The sequence below is a fragment of the Rhizobium sp. AC44/96 genome, assembly GCF_001692185.1.
In the GTDB taxonomy this organism is placed as follows: domain Bacteria; phylum Pseudomonadota; class Alphaproteobacteria; order Rhizobiales; family Rhizobiaceae; genus Rhizobium.
Map to the genome: position 1 here is coordinate 97,721 of NZ_LXKO01000009.1, position 20,644 is coordinate 118,364.

Annotated in this window: 17 protein-coding genes; 7 read left to right on the forward strand and 10 right to left on the reverse strand. The window is 61.2% G+C overall.

Features of this window, described 5'->3' with window-relative positions; all coding sequences use genetic code 11:
• The first annotated feature begins 12 nt into the window (after positions 1 to 12).
• The 3 genes from A6U87_RS10455 (at position 13) to A6U87_RS10465 (ending at position 3,880) form a co-directional block, all read left to right on the forward strand.
• Positions 13 to 1,440: a mannose-1-phosphate guanylyltransferase/mannose-6-phosphate isomerase gene (locus A6U87_RS10455; protein WP_065691246.1), complete on the forward strand. Its 1,428-nt coding sequence runs from the start codon at positions 13 to 15 to the stop codon at positions 1,438 to 1,440.
• A 95-nt stretch (positions 1,441 to 1,535) separates the two neighbouring features.
• Positions 1,536 to 2,852 carry a UDP-glucose/GDP-mannose dehydrogenase family protein gene (locus A6U87_RS10460; protein WP_065691199.1) on the forward strand — a complete coding sequence of 439 codons (1,317 nt, stop codon included), beginning with the start codon at positions 1,536 to 1,538 and terminating at the stop codon, positions 2,850 to 2,852.
• 2 nt (positions 2,853 to 2,854) lie between these two features.
• Positions 2,855 to 3,880: an NAD-dependent epimerase gene (locus A6U87_RS10465; RefSeq protein ID WP_065691200.1), complete on the forward strand. Its 1,026-nt coding sequence runs from the start codon at positions 2,855 to 2,857 to the stop codon at positions 3,878 to 3,880.
• A gap of 1 nt (position 3,881) precedes the next feature.
• Here the strand turns inward: A6U87_RS10465 and A6U87_RS10470 are convergent, their stop codons facing one another.
• The 6 genes from A6U87_RS10470 to A6U87_RS10495 form a co-directional block, all read right to left on the reverse strand.
• Positions 3,882 to 5,660, reverse strand: a complete 1,779-nt coding sequence (locus A6U87_RS10470; RefSeq protein ID WP_065691201.1) for a bifunctional diguanylate cyclase/phosphodiesterase — start codon at positions 5,658 to 5,660, stop codon at positions 3,882 to 3,884.
• Between the two features lie 170 nt (positions 5,661 to 5,830).
• Positions 5,831 to 6,721 carry an NAD(P)-dependent oxidoreductase gene (locus A6U87_RS10475; protein ID WP_065691202.1) on the reverse strand — a complete coding sequence of 297 codons (891 nt, stop codon included), beginning with the start codon at positions 6,719 to 6,721 and terminating at the stop codon, positions 5,831 to 5,833.
• The gene (denD, locus tag A6U87_RS10480; RefSeq protein WP_065691203.1) at positions 6,721 to 7,704 is read right to left on the reverse strand and encodes a D-erythronate dehydrogenase; all 984 of its coding nucleotides are present in this window, start codon (positions 7,702 to 7,704) and stop codon (positions 6,721 to 6,723) included. The genes A6U87_RS10475 and denD overlap by 1 nt, the downstream gene beginning before the upstream one ends.
• A 141-nt stretch (positions 7,705 to 7,845) precedes the next feature.
• A complete protein-coding gene (locus tag A6U87_RS10485; RefSeq protein WP_065691204.1) occupies positions 7,846 to 11,046 on the reverse strand; it encodes an efflux RND transporter permease subunit in 3,201 nt (1,066 codons plus the stop codon).
• Between the two features lie 124 nt (positions 11,047 to 11,170).
• The gene (locus A6U87_RS10490; protein WP_065691205.1) at positions 11,171 to 12,361 is read right to left on the reverse strand and encodes an efflux RND transporter periplasmic adaptor subunit; all 1,191 of its coding nucleotides are present in this window, start codon (positions 12,359 to 12,361) and stop codon (positions 11,171 to 11,173) included.
• 37 nt (positions 12,362 to 12,398) lie between these two features.
• Positions 12,399 to 13,220: an alpha/beta hydrolase fold domain-containing protein gene (locus tag A6U87_RS10495; protein ID WP_065691206.1), complete on the reverse strand. Its 822-nt coding sequence runs from the start codon at positions 13,218 to 13,220 to the stop codon at positions 12,399 to 12,401.
• Between the two features lie 169 nt (positions 13,221 to 13,389).
• Here A6U87_RS10495 and A6U87_RS10500 point away from each other — a divergent pair, with 169 nt between their 5' ends.
• Positions 13,390 to 14,301: a LysR family transcriptional regulator gene (locus A6U87_RS10500; protein ID WP_065691207.1), complete on the forward strand. Its 912-nt coding sequence runs from the start codon at positions 13,390 to 13,392 to the stop codon at positions 14,299 to 14,301.
• A gap of 255 nt (positions 14,302 to 14,556) precedes the next feature.
• On the opposite strand, the gene A6U87_RS10505 is transcribed toward A6U87_RS10500, so the two are convergent.
• Positions 14,557 to 15,297 (reverse strand): SDR family oxidoreductase, encoded by a 741-nt coding sequence (locus A6U87_RS10505; RefSeq protein WP_065691208.1) that lies wholly within the window; start codon positions 15,295 to 15,297, stop codon positions 14,557 to 14,559.
• Between the two features lie 119 nt (positions 15,298 to 15,416).
• Here A6U87_RS10505 and A6U87_RS10510 point away from each other — a divergent pair, with 119 nt between their 5' ends.
• From A6U87_RS10510 to A6U87_RS10520, 3 genes are read left to right on the forward strand one after another with little or no spacing between them, the layout of a single operon-like run.
• On the forward strand, positions 15,417 to 16,307 hold the full coding sequence (locus A6U87_RS10510; protein WP_065691209.1) for a LysR family transcriptional regulator: 891 nt from the start codon (positions 15,417 to 15,419) through the stop codon (positions 16,305 to 16,307).
• Between the two features lie 48 nt (positions 16,308 to 16,355).
• A complete protein-coding gene (locus tag A6U87_RS10515; protein WP_065691210.1) occupies positions 16,356 to 16,670 on the forward strand; it encodes a hypothetical protein in 315 nt (104 codons plus the stop codon).
• 26 nt (positions 16,671 to 16,696) lie between these two features.
• Complete coding sequence (locus A6U87_RS10520) at positions 16,697 to 17,287, forward strand: DNA-3-methyladenine glycosylase (RefSeq protein ID WP_065691211.1); 591 nt, start codon at positions 16,697 to 16,699, stop codon at positions 17,285 to 17,287.
• Here the strand turns inward: A6U87_RS10520 and A6U87_RS10525 are convergent, their stop codons facing one another.
• Genes A6U87_RS10525 through A6U87_RS10535 form a run of 3 tightly spaced genes read right to left on the reverse strand, consistent with a single transcriptional unit; the run spans position 17,288 to position 20,508 of the window.
• Positions 17,288 to 18,832, reverse strand: coding sequence for a DHA2 family efflux MFS transporter permease subunit (locus tag A6U87_RS10525; protein ID WP_065691212.1), 1,545 nt, complete (start codon positions 18,830 to 18,832; stop codon positions 17,288 to 17,290).
• Entirely contained in the window at positions 18,825 to 20,051 is a 1,227-nt protein-coding gene (locus A6U87_RS10530) for an HlyD family secretion protein (RefSeq protein WP_065691213.1), read from the reverse strand. Before A6U87_RS10530 ends, A6U87_RS10525 begins: the two co-directional genes overlap by 8 nt.
• Positions 20,044 to 20,508 (reverse strand): MarR family winged helix-turn-helix transcriptional regulator, encoded by a 465-nt coding sequence (locus tag A6U87_RS10535; protein WP_065691214.1) that lies wholly within the window; start codon positions 20,506 to 20,508, stop codon positions 20,044 to 20,046. The genes A6U87_RS10530 and A6U87_RS10535 overlap by 8 nt, the downstream gene beginning before the upstream one ends.
• Between the last annotated feature and the right edge of the window lie 136 nt (positions 20,509 to 20,644).

Consider the following 20,644-nt stretch of genomic DNA (forward strand, 5'->3'; position numbering starts at 1 on the left):
TTCGAGGACGCTGTGATGCAGAAGATAGTTCCAGTGATTATGGCAGGCGGAAAAGGCACCCGCCTTTGGCCTTTGTCGCGCGCCGCTGCGCCAAAGCAATTCATCCGCTTCATCGGTGACCGCACGCTGTTTCAGGAAACGCTGCTGCGCGTCTCCGACCCGACGCTCTATACGACGCCGGTGGTGCTCACCAACGAGGAGTTCCGCTTTCTGGTGGCGGAACAGGCGCGCGAACTGGATCTCGGCCTCGCGGCCATCCTGCTGGAGCCGACAGCACGCAACACTGCAGCAGCCGTCGCGGCAGCCGCGACGCTGGTGCGTGAGCGCTTCGGCGACGACACTATCATGCATGTCCTCGGCTCCGACTATGAGATCGTCGCCGACGATTCCTATTTTGAATCGGTGCGGACGGCCGCAGCCACTGCCGCCGACGGAAAACTCGTCACCTTCGGCATCAACCCGAGCGAACCCGCCACCGGCTACGGCTACATTGAAGGCGGCGACAACCTTCCGAGCGGCGCGAAGACGGTGAAGCGCTTCATCGAGAAGCCGGCGCTTGCGAAGGCGGAGGAAATGCTGGCACAGGGAGGCTTCTACTGGAATTCCGGCATGTTCATGTTCTCGGTCTCCCGCCTGATCAGCGAGATGACCAATTACGCGCCGGCGGTGCTGAAGGCTGCCAGCGAGGCCGTCGCCAAGGGCGTCAAGGACCTCGATTTCATCCGGCTCGACAAGACGGCCTTTGCCGCAAGCCCCAATATCTCCATCGACTACGCGATCATGGAAAAGACAAGCAACGCCGCGGTCGTTCCTTCGCCGTTCAAGTGGTCGGACCTCGGCAGCTGGGATTCCGTCTGGAAGAGCGGCAGCCGTGACGAACTTGGCAATGTGGCAGCCGCCAACACCACGCTGGTCAACACGAAGAATTCGCTCGTGATGACGCATGGCGTGCACCTTGCCGTGCAAGGCATGGAGAACATCGCCGTCGTCGCCAGCGAAGACGCGGTCTATGTCGGACGGCTGGAAGACAGCCAGGGCGTCGGCGATATCGTCAAGATGCTCGCCGCCCTGCCCGCGACATCCAAGCTGACGGAAACGCACCCGACGTCCTACCGCCCGTGGGGCGGCTATACCTCCATCCTGAATGGCGATCGCTTCCAGGTGAAGCGCATCTTCGTCACCCCCGGCATGAAGCTGTCACTGCAGAAGCACCATCACCGCTCCGAACACTGGATCGTGGTGAAGGGCACGGCCGAAGTGACCATTGGCGACAACGTGCAGATGCTGCGCGAGAACGAGTCGGTCTATATTCCGCTTGGCGAAGTTCACCGTCTTGCCAACCCCGGAAAGATCACGCTCGAGCTGATCGAAGTGCAGACCGGCTCCTATCTCGGCGAAGACGACATCATCCGGATCGTCGATGAGTTCGGAAGGAACTAGGCTCGTTTGTCTTGAACTTATAAAATTACCTCTGTAACACCGTCACAAACCCGCCGCTCGGTCGGGACCCTTTCGATGTTTCGGGGATTGAACCCATGCGTATTGTGATGATTGGCTCAGGCTATGTCGGCCTTGTCTCTGGTGCTTGTCTGGCTGATTTCGGCCACCACGTAACCTGCGTTGATAAATCCGTGGCCAAGATCGACGCCCTTGAAGCCGGCGAAGTGCCGATCTACGAGCCCGGCCTCGGTGCGATCATCGAGAACAACCGAAGTGCAGGTCGCCTGGACTTCTCCAAGGACTTGGCTCCTTCGGTTGCGGATGCCGATGTCGTCTTCATCGCTGTCGGCACGCCGTCGCGCCGTGGCGACGGTCATGCCGACCTGAGCTACGTCTACGCGGCAGCCCGTGAAATTGCGGCCGCCGTCAACGGCTTCACCGTCGTGGTGACCAAGTCGACCGTACCTGTTGGAACCGGTGACGAACTCGAGCGGATCTTCCGCGAGGAATTCCCGGACAAGGATATCGCGGTCGTCTCCAATCCCGAATTCCTCCGCGAGGGCGCCGCGATCAGCGACTTCAAGCGCCCTGACCGCATCGTTCTTGGGACGGAAGAGCCGCGTGCGATCGAGATCATGCGGGAAGTCTACCGCCCGCTCTATCTCAACGAAGCACCGCTTTACTTCTGCGAACGCCGCACGTCCGAGCTGATCAAGTATGCCGCCAACGCCTTCCTCGCGATGAAGATCACCTTCATCAACGAGATCGCCGACCTCTGCGAACAGATCGGCGCGGATGTGCAGAAGGTGTCCAAGGGCATTGGCATGGACAAGCGCATCGGCGACAAGTTCCTGCACGCCGGTCCCGGCTACGGCGGCTCGTGCTTCCCCAAGGACACGCTGGCGCTGGTCAAGACCGCCCAGGATTTCGACAGCCCGATGCGCCTGATCGAAACCACCGTCGCAATCAACGACAACCGCAAGCGCGCCATGGGCCGCAAGGTGATCGCCGCATGCGGCGGCAGCGTGCGCGGCAAGAAGATCGCGATCCTCGGCCTGACCTTCAAGCCAAACACGGACGACATGCGCGATGCGCCGTCCATCACGATTGTCCAGGCCCTGCTCGACGGCGGTGCGACGGTCCATGTCTACGATCCGGAAGGCATGGAGGCCTCGCGCGACCTGCTTGGCCCTGTCACCTACGGCAAGGACCCATATGAGATTGCCGAAGGCGCCGACGCCATCGTGCTTGTGACGGAATGGGATGAATTCCGCGCGCTCGATTTCAAGCGCCTGAAGGGACTGGTGCGGCAACCCGTTCTGGTGGACCTGCGCAACATCTACCCGACCGCCGAGGTTACCCGCCACGGCTTCAGCTACTTCGCTGTCGGCAAGAAAAGCGAGCTTCAATAGGAATGCGCTATTTCATCACCGGCACGGCCGGCTTCATAGGGTTTCATCTTGCCCGCCGCCTGCTTCAGGACGGTCACGAAGTCGTCGGCTTCGATGGAATGACGCACTATTACAACATCCGCCTCAAGCATATGCGGAATGCCGCATTGGCGCAGTTCCCGGCGTTCCGCGCCGTCACCGCAATGCTTGAGGATCGCAAGGCCTTGGAGGACGCTGTCGCCTCCGCCAAGCCGGATATCATCATTCACTTGGCTGCGCAGGCAGGTGTCCGATACAGTCTTGAGAACCCACACGCCTACCTAACCTCCAATCTCGAAGGCTCCTGGAACGTTCTGGAGGCAGCCAAAAGCGCCGGGATCCAGCACCTGCTGCTGGCTTCCACCTCGTCGATCTACGGCGCCAACGCGTCGGTACCGTTCCGCGAAACGGACCGCGCCGACGAGCCTCTCACCTTCTATGCCGCGACGAAGAAGTCGATGGAGCTGATGGCGCACAGCTATTCGCACCTCCACAAGATTCCGACGACGGCTTTCCGCTTCTTCACGGTGTACGGGCCATGGGGTCGCCCGGATATGGCGCTCTTCAAGTTCGTCAAGAACATCCTGCAGGACCAGCCGATCGAGATCTACGGCGAAGGCAAGATGAGCCGGGATTTCACCTATATCGACGATCTGGTGGAATCGATCGTCCGTTTGGCCGCCGTCATTCCTTCGGAAAGCAACCGCGTGAATGACGAGCGCGTCGAGACGCTGTCGCATCAGGCTCCGTTCCGCGTCGTCAACATTGGCGGCGGTCAGCAGGTAAGCCTGCTGGACTTTGTCGAAACCGTCGAAAAGGCGCTGGCCCGACCGGCAAAGCGCGTGATGCTGCCCATGCAGAAGGGTGATGTCCCCCGGACATTCGCCAGCGCCGACCTGCTGGTTGCCCTCACCGGCTACAAGCCGACCACCCCGCTGGCGACTGGCGTTAAGGCCTTTGTCGAGTGGTACCTCGAAGCCCACCGCGAGCTCGAGCCGCAGACAGCCTAGATCACAAGCGCCCGCGCGATGCCTGCGCAGCAAGCCTTGCAAAGACACCGCTGACTTCAGCGGCGGACGCCGGATGGCTAAGCGCGAACCCCTGCAGCGTTTCGCAGCCAAGATCTGCAAGTACCGCTGCATGCGCTTCCGTTTCAACGCCTTCGGCAATCACCCCGACGTCAAGAGCCTTGGCGATTTCGACGATCGACTTGACGACGCGGCGCTGCTCCTCGGAGGTATCAATCTCGTCGACAAGCTGCCGGTCGATCTTCAGCCGCGTCGGCCGCAGCCGGACAAGACCGATCAGCGATGCGTGGCCGGAACCAAAGTCGTCGATCTCGATTTCGATCCCCATCTGCTTGATCCGATCGACGCGCTGAAGCAGCTCGTCGTCGCAATCATCGAGAAAGATCGTCTCGATCAGCTCGAAGACGATGGAATTCGGCGCAATCTTGAGAGCCACCAGATCGTCCACGAGCAGCGGATCATAGAGCCGCTGACCGGAAATATTGACGGCGATATGCGGGACTTTCGCGCCGTGCCGCTCCCATGAGCGCCGATCGGCGAGCACGCGCCGGAGAATTGTCGCATCGAGCTCGGCGGATAGATTGTACTCATCCGCAACCTTCAGGAACGTCCCGGGCGCAAGAATGCCTCGCTCCGGGTGTTTCCAGCGAGCCAATGCCTCGATCCCGACGATCTCCCGCGTCCGAGCGTCGAATTGCAGCTGGTAGAACGGGACGATGTCGCCGGACTCGAGAGCGAGCGTCAGTTCCTCCGCAAGCCGCCGCTTGCTCATCAGGTCGTCCTTCAGCTGCTGCGAGAAGAACTCGATGCGATCGCGGCCCGATGCTTTCGCCTGATAAAGCGCGATATCCGACTCCGCGAGCAGGTTTGCCTCGCCGCGATTGGCGGACCATGAAATTCCGATCGAGGCACCCGACTGAAGAAGCTCCTGGCCAAACCGAACCTTCTTCTTCAATCGACGCTGCACATCCTTCGCTATGCGGTTCAACGCAGCCATGCCGCCGAAATTGACGAGGACGATGACGAACTCGTCGCCGCCGATACGAGCGGCCATCGCAGTCTCCGGAATGGCAGCCTCGATGCGCAGTGCTGCGGCGCGCAAGACCGCGTCACCGGCAGTGTGACCATGGCTGTCGTTGATCTGCTTGAACTGGTCGAGATCGAGATGCAGCACAGCAAGCGTCGAGACATGAGGCATTTCCGCGAGTTCAGCCAGCCGACTGTCGAAAAGACGGCGGTTCGGCAATCCCGTCAGATAGTCATGCTCCGCCGCATATTCGATCCGGGCGTTGCTCTCCTCAAGTGCAAGAGCGCGCGCCTCCGCGACGGACCGTTGCCGCGCCGCCTCGTCGTTGAGCAACACGTCCGCCGTCACATCCCATTCCGCGCCGATGAAGGAAGGTCTGCCCTCATCGCTGACATAAAAATGCGCACGCGAGCGAATGTACCGGATCTCGCCGTTCGGCCAGATGATGCGGAATTCGGAATTATACTGGCCGCGACTGACAACGGCGTCGTCGAATTCCTCTTCTGCACGCAACCGATCATCAGGATGAATCGCGTCGGACCAGACGGCGGTTGCGACAGGACCGCTCGACCGTCCCGTTCGATAGAGCCGATGCATCTGCGCGTCCCAGGAGATCACGTTTCGGTCCAGGTCGTGTTCCCACACACCGATCTGCGAGGCATCCAGCGCAAGCTCGAGGCGGCGCAGGATATCCTGGAACTCTCGCTCGGATCGTATGGGATTGTCTGGTACCAACGCCGTCTAAGCCTCACTCAGCTTCAAAAATAGGGGCACATCCGATCTATTGCTTGTACGCGGTCACCAACCCTCACGCGAGACATTAATTAGGACACCCTAAAAATCCATCAACGATTGTGCGCGAATCGGCACGCACGACGAGATGAAGAGGCTCGCCGTCCGCTCGACTATTCACCGGCACCGGTGTTCTTCTTCTCCAGATGAAGCAGCAGACCGCTATGATCCGTATCTCCGCCGCCATTCGCGACGAACTCGGCAAATTCGGACCGAACAGCCTCCGTCAGAGGCAGTGTCAGCGACAGGCTCTCGGCCTCCGCCAGGATGTTGTTCAGGTCTTTGAGCTGCAGCCTCGACGGGCCGGCATTGCCAAAACTGCGTTCAACCATCCGCTGGCCGTGCACATCGAGGATCCGGCTCTCCGCAAAGCCGCCACGGATTGCCCGGCGAAACGCCTCGCGTGAGCCGCCGCCGGCCTCGACCAGCATCATCGCCTCGGCAACCGCGCCGATCGTCACCGCAACAATCTGCTGGTTACCGAGCTTGGCAAGCTGGCCGGTGCCGCTCGGGCCGACATATGTCACACGCCCCAGCGGCGCAAAGACATCCGCCAGCTGGCCGACCAGCGCTTCATCGCCCCCCGCCATGATCGCCAATGTCCCGGCAGTCGCCCCGACAACGCCGCCGGAGACCGGTGCATCCAGGTGACGAATGCCCCGCTCGGCCAGTTTGCCCGCATGTTCACGCGCCTGTTTGGGCGATATCGAACTCGAGTCGATGACGATCGCCCCTGCGGCCAATGCGTCCGCCACGCCCTTCGAAAACAGCACGTCGCCAACGGCATTACCGTCACTCAACATAGTGAAGACGACCGCCGCTCCGTTCACGGCAGCGGCAGGCGTATCAGCCACGACGGCTCCGTCCTGGGCAAGCGCCTCTGCCTTCGTCTTGTCCCTGTTCCAGACAGTCACCGGGAAACCCACGCCGAGAAGCCGCCGGACCATCGGCGCGCCCATCAGTCCGGTTCCCAGAAACGCAATATTGCGCGCCTTGTCGCTCATCAAAGCACTCCTCCCATTTCATCATCGATATGCACGCGAATAATATCGTCGAACGAGGCATCGGCGCGGAAACCGAGCTCCGTCGCGCGCCGGGCATCGAAGGCTTGCGGCCAGCCCGCGACGATCTTCATGACCATTTCATCAGGTTCGCGACGGATGAGCGCGACGGCCTTGTCGCCCGCGATGCGCCGCAGGGCCTCGATCTGCTCGCCGACCGAAGCACAGACACCCGGCATGGTCAGGCTGCGGCGGGAGCCCAGCGGCTGGAGATCGATGCTGGCGGCATGGATCAGGAAGCCAACCGCCGAACGCGGCGATGCGTGCCAGTGACGAACGGTATCCGGCACCGGAAGAATGGCAGGTTGCCCAGCCAAGGGTTCGCGCAAGATCCCGGAGAAAAATCCTGACGCCGCCTTGTTCGGTTTTCCCGGCCGGATGCAGATCGTTGGCAGGCGGATGCCGATGCCATCGATGAACCCGCGGCGTGTATAGTCCGCGAGCAGGAGTTCTCCCATCGCCTTCTGCGTGCCGTAGCTCGTGAGAGGTGTCAGATTGAAGTCGTCGGAAATGACATCGGGGAATGGCGCACCGAAGACCGCGATCGACGAGGTAAACACGACACAAGGCCGGTAACTATCCCGAAGGTGAGCAAGGCGAATTGCCTCGAACAGTGCACGCGTCCCCTCCAGGTTGATGCCGTAGCCCTTCTCGAAATCCAGCTCGGCCTCGCCGGAGACGATGGCGGCCAGATGGAATATGACATCCGGGCGGGAGCTGACGATCTTCGCGGCCTGCCCTGGCATTGAAATATCAACCGCTGCGACATCCGCCCGACCACCGAAACCTTGTGGGACGTCCGGCTCGATGACGTCGACCAGCGACAGCCGCGTCACCGTCTGCCCTGCCAGCGCTCCATCGGAAACCAACCGGGCTGTCAGCGTACGCCCGATCATCCCTGCAGCGCCGACAATCGCAATATGCATCAATGCCTCCTCGCACCGAAACACCGCGCGACTCCTCTCGCCCGATGTACGTTAATCAAGACATAACCTCATGGCAGAGGCATGAAAACAGAAAAGGCGGAGCAATGCTCCGCCTTTCCACGTCTGGCCGCTGAGTGGGGGTTACTCGGCGGCAAGCCGAATGATTTCGGCTTCCTCCGCGTCGTGCTCGTGCTCCGTATGCTGGATCAGCGGGCGGTTGCCCGACAGTTTGCGAACCAGCACGTAGAAGACGGGCGTCATGAAGATGCCGAAGAAGGTGACGCCGATCATGCCCGAGAACACCGCGACACCCATCGCCGCGCGCATCTCGGCACCGGCGCCGGTCGAGACGACAAGCGGCACGACACCCATGATGAACGCCATGGAGGTCATCAGGATCGGACGCAGACGCAGGCGACTTGCCTCGATGGCGGCCTGGACCGGAGTCCGTCCTTCGAATTCCAGCTCACGGGCGAATTCCACGATCAGGATCGCGTTCTTCGCCGACAGGCCGACAAGGACGACCAGACCGATCTGCGTGAAGATGTTGTTGTCTCCACCGGTCAGCCAGATCCCCGTCAACGCCGCCAGGACACCCATCGGCACGATCATGATGATCGCGATCGGCAGCGCGAGGCTCTCATACTGAGCAGCGAGCACCAGGAACACCAGCAGCAGCGCCAGCGGGAAGACGACCACGCCCGAATTACCCGCCAGGATCTGCTGATAGGTCAGATCCGTCCATTCGAAGCTGATGCCCTTCGGCAGGGTCTCTTCGGCGATCTTCTCGATCGCTGCCTGAGCCTGGCCGGAGGAGAAGCCCGGAGCAGGACCGCCGTTGATATCGGCGGAGAGGAAACCGTTATAACGGTTGGTCCGCTCCGGCCCGGTTGTCGCGTTCACCTTCAGGAGCGCAGACAGCGGGATCATCTGGCCCGATACCGAACGAACCTTCAGCTTGCCGATATCCTCGGGCTGCGCCCGGAACTTGGCATCGGCCTGGACGCGCACGCTGTAGGTACGACCGAAGGCGTTGAAGTCGTTGACATAGAGCGAACCGAGATAGATCTGCAGCGTCTCGAAAACGTCGGTCACCGGGACGCCCAGCTGTTCCGCCTTCTCACGGTCGAGATCGGCATAGAGCTGCGGAACATTGATCTGGTAGGCAGAGAAGATGCCTGTGAGCTCAGGCGTCTGGTAGGCCTTGGCGATCATCGCCTTGTTGGCCTCGTCGAGCACCTGATAGCCGAGACCGGCGCGGTCCTCGAGCTGCATCTTGAAGCCACCCGTCGTGCCGAGGCCGTTGACCGGCGGCGGCGGGAACATCGCGATGAAGGCATCCTGGATTGCCGCGAACTTCTGGTTCAGGGACATGGCGATCGCACCGCCCGAAAGCGCCGGCGACTTGCGTTCCTCGAAATCCTTCAGCGTCACGAAGACGATGCCGGCGTTCGAGGAGTTGGTGAAGCCGTTGATAGACAGGCCCGGGAAGGCAATCGCATGCGCGACGCCAGGCTCAGCCATGGCGATATCGCTCATCCGCTTGATGACGTCTTCGGTGCGGTCAAGGCTGGCGGCATCCGGCAGCTGGGCAAAGCCGATCAGATACTGCTTGTCCTGCGCCGGCACGAAACCGCCCGGCACTGCATTGAAGAGCCCGTAGGTCGCGCCTGCCAGCACGACATACACCAGCATGACGATGCTCTTGCGCGACAGCAGGCCGCCGACGCCCTTGCCATAACCCCGCGAACCGGCGCCGAAGGCCTTGTTGAAGCCTCGGAAGAACCAGCCGAAGGCGGCATCCATGGCGCGTGTCAGCCAGTCACGCTTGGCGTGGTGATCCTGCAGCAGCAGCGAAGCCAGAGCCGGAGACAGCGTCAGCGAGTTGAAGGCCGAAATGACCGTCGAGATCGCAATCGTCAGCGCGAACTGGCGATAGAACTGGCCCGACAGGCCGGAGATGAAGGCGAGCGGCACGAAGACCGCGACAAGCACCAGCGCGATCGCGATGATCGGACCGGACACTTCCTTCATGGCCTTGTAGGTGGCAGCCCGTGGGCTGAGCCCGTTTTCGATGTTTCGCTCGACGTTTTCGACAACGACGATCGCGTCATCCACCACGATACCGATCGCCAGCACGAGGCCGAAGAGACTGAGCGCGTTGATCGAGAAACCGAAGACATACATCACCGCGAACGTGCCGATGATCGAGACCGGAACGGCAATCAGCGGGATGATCGAGGCGCGCCATGTCTGCAGGAACAGGATGACGACGATGACGACGAGCGCGATGGCTTCGAGCAGCGTGTCTACGACCTTCTCGATCGACGAGCGGACGAACTTCGTCGTGTCATAGACGATCTCGTAGCTGACACCGTCAGGCATGGCGGTCTTCAGCTCTTCCATCGTCTTCTGGACTTCGTCCGAGATGGTGATGGCGTTCGAACCCGGAGACTGGAAGACCGGAATGGCGACCGCCGGCTTGCCATCGAGGATCGAGCGCAGCGAATAATCGGCAGCGCCAAGCTCGATACGGGCGACATCGCGCAGACGCGTGATTTCGCCGTTCGATCCTGTTTTGACGATGATGTTGCCGAATTGCTCAGGCGTCTGCAGACGGCCCTGCGCATTGACGTTCAGCTGCAGGTCTACGCCCGACAGGCTCGGCGAAGCGCCGATGGTGCCGGCTGCGGCCTGCACGTTCTGGCCGCGGATCGCGTTGGTGACATCGCTTGCGGCAAGGCCATGTTCGGCCGCCTTCTGCGGGTCGATCCAGACGCGCATCGAATAGTCGCCCGAACCGAAGACCTGTACCTGGCCGACGCCATCGATGCGCGCCAGCCGGTCCTTGATGTTGAGGACGCCGTAGTTGCGCAAATAGGTGATGTCGTAGCGGTTGTCAGGCGAAATCAGGTTCACGACCATCATCAGGTCAGGAGAGCTCTTGACCGTCGTGATGCCGATGGTCTTCACCTCTTCCGGCAAGCGCGGCTCGGCCTGCGAAACGCGGTTCTGAACCAGCTGCTGCGCCTTGTCGGGGTCGGTTCCGAGCTTGAAGGTGACGGTCAGCGTCATGACGCCGTCCGAGGTCGCCTGGCTGGACATGTAGAGCATGCCCTCGACGCCGTTGATCTGCTCTTCGAGCGGCGTGGCGACCGTCTGCGCAATGACCTCGGGGTTTGCGCCCGGATAGGTGGCGCGCACGACGATCGATGGCGGAACCACCTCGGGATATTCGGAAATCGGCAGTGCGCGCAGTCCAAGCAGACCGGCGACGACGATGAGGACCGACAGAACTCCGGCGAACACCGGACGGTCGACAAAAAATCTGGAAAAATTCATTTCAAAGCCCTCTCCGGGATGAAATTTGGGATGCAACGACCCTCTCCGGCGGTTGGGAGACCGCCGGTGGATCACGTCATTTCGGAATTAACGCGGGGCGCCGAGACGCTCCGGATGCTTCAGCTTACTGCGCCGTCGCGACTTTCTCTTCCGCCTGCGGGGCAACCACTGCACCCGGACGGATACGCTGCAAGCCATTGACGACGATCTTGTCGCCAACAGTCAGGCCGCTTTCGACGATACGCTGGCCGTCCGCAGACGGACCAAGCTGGACCGGCCGATAGCTGACCTTGTTTTCGGCATCGACGACGAACACGAACTTCTTGTCCTGGTCGGTGCCGATCGCGCGGTCGCTGATCAGGATCTTGTTCTCGGCCTTCGGCTCGCCCATGCGGACACGAACGAACTGGCCGGGGATCAGCTTGCCGCCGGGATTGTCGAAGACGGCGCGAACGCCGATCGTGCCGCTGGCCGCATCAACCTGGTTGTCGATCAGTTGCAGCTTGCCCTTGATCGGCGTGCCCTGATCGGCGAGCGTGCCGACCTCGACGGGAATCTGCTCGACAGCGGGAACGGCACCGTCGCCAGCAGGAAGCTGGGCAAGCGCATTCGTCACCATCTCTTCGCTGGCGTTGAAGCTGGCGTAGATCGGATCGACCGACACAAGCGTCGTCAGCGCCGGAGATGCGCTGCCCTCGGCAACAAGGTTACCGACGGTCACCTCGATCTTGCCGACGCGGCCGGCGACCGGGGCGCGGACCTCGGTGTAGCCGAGTTCAAGCTGGGCCGAGCGAAGCGCCGCCTGAGCGGTGCGAAGACCGGCCTGAGCCTCCGTAAAGGCATTCTGCCGCTGGTCGAAATCGCTCTGCGAAATCGTCTTGTTGTCGGAAAGCCGGCGGCCGCGCTCGAGTTCGATCTGAGCAAGATTGACCTTGGCCTCGGCAGAGGCGGTCTGTCCTTCAGCCTGCGAAACCGCCGCCTGGTAGGGCTCCGGATCGATGGTGAAGAGCAGATCGCCGGCCTTCACCAGCGCGCCTTCGCGGAAGTGCACCGACTGGACAGCGCCGGCCACGCGTGAACGGACCTGCACGCGATCCACCGCTTCAAGGCGGCCCGAAAACTCCTGCCAGGTCGTGACATCACGGCTGCCGACGACGGCAACCGTCACCGGCACAGCGGGAGCCTGCGCGGGTGTGGAAGCCGCCGTTGCAGTCGCGCTCATCGGCAGTTCGAAAAAGATGGCTGCGGCCGAAACGGACGCAGCAAGGCTCAGACCGGCGCCCACGAGGGCCCAGCGCTTCTTACTGGACGTCATTGGTATTCTCCTTACGGCCTTCGCGGCCGAAAAATAATCAGTTCGTCTTCAATGCAAGGGGTTGTCTGCGCATATCCCGAACGAAGTTTCCGAATTCGTGGCTGATGCTCTCCTGCCACTCCGGCGACTTGTCGGATGTCCCGCCGTAAATCGATGGCCAGCCTGCTCCGGCGGGGAGAACATGCTGACGAACTGCAACGCCGGCCTGTTTCAGGCGGTCGGAGTAGCCAAGCGTTTCATCGCGGAGCGGGTCGTCTCCAGCGGTGAAAACCAGAGCAGGCGCAACGCCCGCAATACGCGAACAGAGACAGGGCGCCGCATAAGGATGGCAGCCGCCGCCGCTGAGATAGTGGCTCCAGCCCTCTGCCCAACGCTGGCGCATGCCGATGCTGTCGGCCTCGCGGATCGAAGCAGAGCCCATGAAGGGGTCGAGCAAGGGAGAAATCAGGATCTGGCCGTCGAGTGCATCGGCATAGTGGTCACGTGCCTTCAAGGCGACACCGGCGGCAATGTTGCCACCCGCTTCGTCGCCGGCCACCAGCAGCAGCGAATTGCGATCGCCGATACCGGAGGCGCGCTTGTTGGCCATGTAGGAAAACAGCGAGTAGCCGACCTCGAGCGGCTTCGGGAAGACATTCCCGAGCGGCGCGTTGTAGTCGGCCACGACGACGATGGCGCCGGCGCTCGCGATCGCCTCGGCGACCGGGCAATCCTGGAGGCCGGATTGCTGGAAGGCACCACCGTGAAAGTAGAGCACGATCGGCGAGCCCTTGCCGAATTCGGCGCCCTGATAGACGCGCGCGGAAACGGGGCCGATGGCCACCTTCTCCAGCACCATGTCTTTCACCTGCACCGTCATCGTTCCAGCTTTCGCTCAATCGGAGTAAAACATATTGCGAGCCGCGACGGCTTGCAATTTCTGAAAAAAAGATATTGTTATTCCACTCACGGAATAAGTGACGCCATCGCGATTACACTGTTCCAAATTTCGAACAATACCGCAGTGCAACCTATTTAGGTGATTTCCGATGGACCAGCTCTCGGCAATGCGCGCCTTCATCCGCGTCGTAGAGACAGGCAATTTCACACGGGCCGCCGATACACTCGCCATGCCCAAGGCGACGGTGACCAATCTCATCCAGGGACTTGAAGCACATCTTCACACCAAGCTTCTGAACCGCACCACCCGCCGCGTCATGGTGACGACCGACGGCGCGCTTTACTACGAGCGCGCAGCACAGATCGTGTCGGAACTCGAAGAACTCGATGGCAGCCTGACAAACTCGCAGGGCCTTCCGGGCGGTCGCCTGCGCGTCGAGATGGCCGGCGCTTTCGCCGACTGGATCGTCGTGCCCGCGCTTTGTGATTTCTATCAGAAATATCCCGATATCCGCATCGATCTCGGTGTCGGTGATCGAACCGTAGACTATCTCGCCGAGAACGTCGACTGCGCCCTGCGCGGCGGCACACCGGCGGACCAGTCGCTGATCGCACGGCGCGTATCGGAGGTAGATCTGATCACCTGCGCCTCACCCCTCTACCTCGAGAAGTTCGGCAAGCCGGAACGCCCGGAAGATCTTGAAAACGATCACTATTCCGTAAGCTACTTTCGCGCACAGACCAACCGGACGCTTCCGTTCGAATTCCGCAAGGACAACGAAAATCTGGAGGTCAATCCGCGCTATATGGTGTCGGTCAACGATAGCCGGACCTTTGTAACGGCAGCGTTGACGGGCCTCGGAATCGCCCAGCTGCCGCGCTTCATGATCCGCGATGCGCTGGCAAAGGGCGAGCTGATACCCGTGCTGCCGGAATGGACCCGCGAGCCGCTCGCGCTCTATATCGTCTACCCGCCGAACCGCCACCTCAGCAACAAGGTCCGCGTCTTCGTCGATTGGCTGGTCAAGCTGCTGGTCGATGCCAAGCTCAACGACGCGTGAAGGATAAGGCGTGAAAACAATTGCGGCCCGGAAGGGAGTTCCTTCGACGGGCCGCAACTGTCTGGGTATCGAATTTCCTTCAGACCCATCCATACCACCAGGGTAAATGGCACGGCCGGTATCTGAGAACCTGGCGCCCGGAGTTGGAGGCCTCCCGTCGCCCTTACCTTTCTAATATAAGCGCAGAATTTGCCTTTTGTAAGGGCTGATTCGTGCACAGCACGTATTCAAAAATGGAACAGTGCGGCCTAAGCGTCACACCATCCCGCCATTGGCACGCAGCACCTGGCCATTGATCCAGGCGCCATCGGGGCCAACAAGGAACGATACGGCAGCAGCAATATCGTCCGGCATCCCCAGCCTTTCGAGGGGATTCATCTTCGCCAGACGGGCGACAAGTTCATCGGATTTTCCGTTCAAAAACAGGTCTGTAGCTGTCGGCCCCGGCGCCACCGCGTTGACGGTGATGTTCCGCCCGCGCATTTCCTTCGACATGATCGCAGTCAACATCTCGACCGCTGCCTTGGTGGCGGCATAGACGCCATAGGTCTCGAGTTTGGTCCCGACGACCGAGGTCGAGAAATTGACGATCCGCCCGCCGTCCCGAAGGCGTTTTCCAGCTTCGCGCAGCGTGTTGAAAGTGCCCTTTAGATTGACGTCGATCTGGCGATCGAAGTTGGCGTCGTCGGCATCGGCTATGGAAGACAGCATCATGATCCCGGCATTGTTCACCAGAATATCGACCCCGCCGAAGGCAGCTTCCGCCGCATCGAACATCCGGCGAACCGCTTCGGCATCGCTGACATCGGCCTTGGCCGTCAGCGCCTTTCCGCCCTTTCGCTCGATCGCCTGCGCCAGCTCCTCGGCCGGAGCCGCATTGCCCGAGTAGTTGATGACAACGGTGAACCCGTCTTTGCCAAGACGCTCGGCGATAGCAGCCCCGATGCCCCTGGAAGCGCCGGTAACCAGTGCGACCTTGTTCTCTGCTACGGTCATTGTCCTTCTCCTTCATCATTTGCGCCCAGCGCGTTTCGATGAGGACAAGATGGCGCTTTCTGTTCAGCGGATAATCATGCATTATTCGCCATCACTATCCGGGAAAGACGAACAACAAGATGGACAGATTCGATGCCATGCGGGTGTTTTCCCGGGTCGTGGAACGCCGCAGCTTCACCGCTGCCGCCGACGATACCGGCCTGCCCCGCTCCACCGTCACCGACGCGGTAAAGCAGCTGGAAGCTCGCCTCGGCGTGCGCCTGCTGCAGCGGACGACACGCCACGTGAGCCCGACGCTTGATGGCGAGGCTTATTATCAGCGATGTCTTTCCATTCTCGCCGACATCGAAGAGGCTGAGGGCGCGTTTGCCGGCGCCAAGCCAAAGGGCGTTCTTCGGGTGGATGTGCATGGCACGCTCGGCAGGCACTTCGTCTTGCCTAACCTGCCGTCGTTTCTCGAGACCTATCCCGATATAGAGCTCTACATGAGCGAGGGCGACCGGCTCGTGGATCTCGTGCGCGAGGGGATCGACTGCGTGCTGCGCGTGGGAACACCGCAGGACAGCGACATGGTCGCGCGCCGGGTGGCGATGCTGGAGGAGGTAACGCTCGCCTCCCCCGCCTACCTTGCAAGATTTGGAACGCCAGATCATCCCGACGACTTGAAGGGCCACCGCATGGTCGGCTTTCACTCCAGCGCGACCGGCTCGCTTTTACCCCTCGAATTCCTGGTAAACGGTGCGATCCGCAACGTGGTCCTGCCGGCAACCATCTCCGTCAATGCCGCAGAGAGCTTCCATGCCGCAGCCAAGCTCGGCCTCGGCATCATACAGGTGCCGCGCTATCACGCCGAGCGCTACATTCACTCCGGCGAACTCGTTCATATCCTTAAGGATTTCCCGTTGACGCAGACGCCCGTCTCGCTGCTCTACCCGCGCAACAGGCAACTCTCGCCGCGCGTGCGCGTTTTCATCGACTGGATCGTCAAGGTCTTTGCTCGACAATCCTGACGAAAAGCGTTTCACTTGGCTCAACTGTCAGAACCGGGAGAACATTCCATGGCCATCACAGACACCACCGTGCACCCCAGGGATGGCGGCTTCGCCGTTATCTTCGGCGACGACACCGGCAACAGCATTTCCGTCACCCTCTACAAGGCAGCGTCCCCCGGCCTGACGAGCGACAATGCGGTCGCGCGTGCGAAGGCGCTGCTTGCAGTCGCCCTGGACGCCCCGAAGACAGACAGCCGGCGCCAGAAGGATCCGGCCCTTTTGGAAGAGGAACTGGAGGAAGGTCTCGAAGATACTTTCCCGGCGAGCGATCCCGTTTCGGTGACGGGAACATCAGTCGCGCATCCCAAGACCGGCCACTAGGCCGCCGGTCAACTCGCCCAGAACCGATGACACAATCGCTCGGTGCGATCGGCACCACTCCTTTGACTGGCCGAAAACTGTCCGATTTCTTTGAACGCGACGCCATCAGTGTCGCGCGCGATCTTCTCGGTTGCCACTTTCTGGTGGACGGCGCCGGCGGTCGCATTACCGAGACGGAAGCCTACTTCCCGGACGACGAGGCCTCCCACACTTTCCGCGGACCGACGCAGCGCAACGGCGCGATGTTCGGCAAACCCGGAAACGTCTACATCTATCGCATCTATGGCATGCATTGGTGCCTGAACTTCGTCTGCACCCCCGCCTCCGCTGTCCTTATCCGTGCACTGGAACCAGAAGTCGGCTTCGCCGCCATGGCGGAGCGTCGGGGAACCGAGGCCCTGACCCAGCTTTGCAGCGGTCCCGGCAAGCTTTGCCAGGCGCTCGGCATCGACATATCACTCAATGACCGGCTGCTCGATCAGGCGCCGTTTTCCATCGCACCGACCACGCCCGCCGAGGTCGTCTCCGGGAAGCGTATCGGCATCACGAAAAATGCCGAAGCACCATGGCGCTTCGGCATTCTGGGGTCGCGATATCTCAGCAAGCCGTTCCGCTGATCATTCCATCACGGCGCTGTGGTCCATGACAGGCGCGACCTTCGGCTTGCGCAGCAGAAGCGCCAGCGGAATGACGGCGAGCGACATGAGCATCAGCAGCTTGAAGTCGTCCATATAGGCAATGATGGTCGATTGCAGCGTGATCAACTCGTTGAGCGATGCCCGGCCGGCAGCCGTCAGCGGATTGAGCCCCTGTGCAGCCGTGGCCTCGAAGGCGCGGTTGAACGGCGTGACATAGGCCGCGATCGTCTCGTGATTGACCTGCGCGTTCTCCACCAGCAGGGCCGACACGATCGAAATGCCGACGCTTGAGCCGATGTTACGCGACAGATTGTAGAGACCGGTACCATCGCCGCGCATGTGAGCCGGCAGGGTCGAGAAGGCGATTGTCGTCAGCGGCACGAACAGGAACCCGAGCCCGGCTCCCTGAACAAAGCCGACCGACACAATGGTCCACTGCGAGACGTCGGGTGTCCATCCCGTCATGTCATACATCGCCCACGCCGTCAGACTGAGACCGAGCACCAGAAGGATGCGCGTATCCACCTTGCCGATCAGCCTGCCGACGATGAACATGCAGAGCATGGTCCCCATACCGCGCGGCCCCATGACGATACCAGCGGTGATGACGGGATAGCCCATCAACGTCTGCAGGTAAGGCGTCATCAGTGCCAGCGAGGCGAGATAGGTGATGCCGATCACGAAGATGAAGATCATGCTGACCGAGAAGTTCCGGTCGAGGAACAGCTTCGGATTCACGAAGGACTTCTCCGCCGTCAACGTATGCACGATGAGGAGGTAGAAAGCCGACGCGCAGACAACCGCCTCGATGATGATCTCGCCCGAGCCGAACCAGTTGAGCTGTTCGCCGCGGTCGAGGAAGAGCTGTAGCGACGCAATGCCCAAACTCATCAGCCCGAACCCGAACCAGTCGAGTTTTGCCAGAGCGTCCAGCTTGGTCTCGGTGACGTAGATCACGATCCCCGCGAACGCCAGAGCCCCGATGGGCACGTTGATGTAGAACACCCAGCGCCAGCTGATGTTGTCCGTCAGCCAGCCGCCGATCACAGGACCCAGGACCGGCCCGACCATGACCGAGACGCCAAATAGGGCCATGGCCGAGCCGCGCTCCTCGACACTATAAATGTCGAGAAGGATACCCTGAGACAGTGGAACCAGTGACGCGCCGAACAAGCCCTGAAGCAGGCGAAAGGCAACGATCTGGTTCAGCGATTGCGCAAGACCGCAAAGAACCGAAGCAACCACAAAGCCGATGATCGCGGTCAGAAGCACTCTCTTGCGGCCGAACTTCGCGGCAAGAAAGCCGGACGGCGGCGTCATGATGGCGGCGGCGACGATATAGGACGTCAAAACCCAGTTGATCTGGTCAGCACTCGCCGACACGCTGCCCTGGATATAGGGCAGCGCGACGTTGGCGATTGTCGTGTCCAATGCCTGCATGATGACGGCGAGAATGACGCAGGCCGTGATCGCGCCGCGATTGGCGACCGGCGTGGCCGGCGAAGAAGCAGCAGCGTTACTCATGATCCTTGCCGCCGGTGCGACCCAAAAGCTTGGAGACGAAATCCGGAAGACCGCGGGCACGGCCGGTATCGACGTCGACGACGGTGCTCATGCCGACGCGCAGCGGCGGCTTGCCGGCGGCATCCTCGATGCTGACCCGCATCGGGATACGCTGCACGACCTTCACCCAGTTGCCGGTGGTGTTCTGTGCCGGCAGCAGCGAGAAGCTGGAGCCGGAAGCCGGGCTGATGCTCTCGACCTTGCCCTTCCACTCGACGCCAGGATAGGTGTCGACATAGATGCTGACCGGCTGACCTGGCTTCACATAGGTCAGCTCCGTTTCCTTCGGGCTGGCGGCGATCCACAGGTTGCTCGTCGAAACCAGCGAGAAGGCCTGCGTGGACGCCTGCAGATAGGATCCCGGCTGCAGCGAATTGACGTTCGTTGCGATGCCGTCGAACGGCGCCTTGACGACGCTGTGATCGAGCTCGCGCTGCGCATCGTCAACCTTGGCCTTGGCTTCGAGATAGAGCGGGTTCTGTTCGACCGGCTGATCGGCGTCGCCGCCGAGCTGTGCCAGCGTCGCAGCCGCTTCCGCCTTGGCGACGATCACCTTCTGGTGGCCGGCGTCCAGATTATGCTTGGCCTGATCGAACGCCGCGCGGGTTGCCGCAGAGCTGTTCATCAGGTTCTGCTGGCGATCGAATTCGCTCTGATAATAAGGAATGTCGGCTTCGGCCTGGGTGATCTCGGCAAGCGACTGCTGATAGCTGGCCTTCAGGTTCAGGATCTGGTTGCGCACGGCACCGAGCTGCGCTGTCGCGCCATCGAGGGCGATCTTGAACGAATCCTGCCGCAGGCTGAAGAGGACCTGGCCCTTCTTGACCGCTTCATTCTCATGCACGTTGATCTGATCGACGATACCGGACACATCAGTCGTCAGGCCGACCATGTCGGCTTGAATATAGGCATTGTCGGTCGACATGACCTGGCCGCCGTTGACGTAGTAGTATCCACCAACCACCAACGCGACGGGCAGAAGCGCAAAGAGCACGGGACGCGTGAGGCTGCGCCGGCGGCGGACCTTTGTGCCGCCAGGCGCAGCCACGGCAGAAGCAGGCGCTGAATTGGATGAAGGCGCCTCAGCTACCGTTTCCTTGGATGCAGGAAGGTCATTGTCTTCAACTGGAGTCTTGGCATTGGCATCGGCAACGATGCGAAGGGGGGATTGATCAGCCATGGTTGGTCTCATTTTCAGCCAGGGGGGTCCGGCAGGCCTGCACTAGGTTTATTTTCATCAGGGACAGGATCTGGAACAGTTCGTCACGCTGTTCCGTCGAGATACCGTCCAAAGCTTCGCCGCGTGTCACGTCGCCGATTTCGCGCATCGTCTCCAGAAGCGGGCGAGCCTCGTCCCGCATGTAGAGAAGCCAGATACGACGATCAGTCGGATGTTGGCGGCGCTCGATAAGCCCACGCTCCGCGAGCTTGTCGAGAATACGCGCAAGTGTAATCGGCTCGACTTCAAGGATCTCAGCCAGCCCGCCCTGGTGGATTCCCTCGTTTGCCGAGAGATACGCCAGCGTCTGCCACTGCGATCGCGTCAACCCAAGGCACCGCGCACGATGCTCGAACCGCTTGCGCAGCAAGCGAGCGATGTCGTGCAGGAGAAAACCGAGGGTCGGATTGCTGTTCATTGAAGTCTGCGCCAATCATAAGCACACTTATAATGTGTCCAGATATATTAAGCTTGTGCGGCGCACAAGGGGTGCCGGCTACAGATTCGACGGATGCGACCAAAATGCCGCACCGGCGCTCCGTCCTTGCGAACGG

Bases quoted from the DNA above. Each gene is read 5' to 3' on its own strand.
- A6U87_RS10460 (WP_065691199.1), top strand. From the start codon at position 1,536: ATGCGTATTGTGATGATTGGCTCAGGCTATGTCGGCCTTGTCTCTGGT.
- A6U87_RS10465 (WP_065691200.1), top strand. From the start codon at position 2,855: ATGCGCTATTTCATCACCGGCACGGCCGGCTTCATAGGGTTTCATCTT.
- A6U87_RS10475 (WP_065691202.1), bottom strand. From the start codon at position 6,721: ATGAGCGACAAGGCGCGCAATATTGCGTTTCTGGGAACCGGACTGATG.
- denD (WP_065691203.1), bottom strand. From the start codon at position 7,704: ATGCATATTGCGATTGTCGGCGCTGCAGGGATGATCGGGCGTACGCTG.
- A6U87_RS10485 (WP_065691204.1), bottom strand. From the start codon at position 11,046: ATGAATTTTTCCAGATTTTTTGTCGACCGTCCGGTGTTCGCCGGAGTT.
- A6U87_RS10490 (WP_065691205.1), bottom strand. From the start codon at position 12,361: ATGACGTCCAGTAAGAAGCGCTGGGCCCTCGTGGGCGCCGGTCTGAGC.
- A6U87_RS10495 (WP_065691206.1), bottom strand. From the start codon at position 13,220: ATGACGGTGCAGGTGAAAGACATGGTGCTGGAGAAGGTGGCCATCGGC.
- A6U87_RS10500 (WP_065691207.1), top strand. From the start codon at position 13,390: ATGGACCAGCTCTCGGCAATGCGCGCCTTCATCCGCGTCGTAGAGACA.
- A6U87_RS10505 (WP_065691208.1), bottom strand. From the start codon at position 15,297: ATGACCGTAGCAGAGAACAAGGTCGCACTGGTTACCGGCGCTTCCAGG.
- A6U87_RS10510 (WP_065691209.1), top strand. From the start codon at position 15,417: ATGGACAGATTCGATGCCATGCGGGTGTTTTCCCGGGTCGTGGAACGC.
- A6U87_RS10515 (WP_065691210.1), top strand. From the start codon at position 16,356: ATGGCCATCACAGACACCACCGTGCACCCCAGGGATGGCGGCTTCGCC.
- A6U87_RS10520 (WP_065691211.1), top strand. From the start codon at position 16,697: ATGACACAATCGCTCGGTGCGATCGGCACCACTCCTTTGACTGGCCGA.
- A6U87_RS10525 (WP_065691212.1), bottom strand. From the start codon at position 18,832: ATGAGTAACGCTGCTGCTTCTTCGCCGGCCACGCCGGTCGCCAATCGC.
- A6U87_RS10530 (WP_065691213.1), bottom strand. From the start codon at position 20,051: ATGGCTGATCAATCCCCCCTTCGCATCGTTGCCGATGCCAATGCCAAG.
- A6U87_RS10535 (WP_065691214.1), bottom strand. From the start codon at position 20,508: ATGAACAGCAATCCGACCCTCGGTTTTCTCCTGCACGACATCGCTCGC.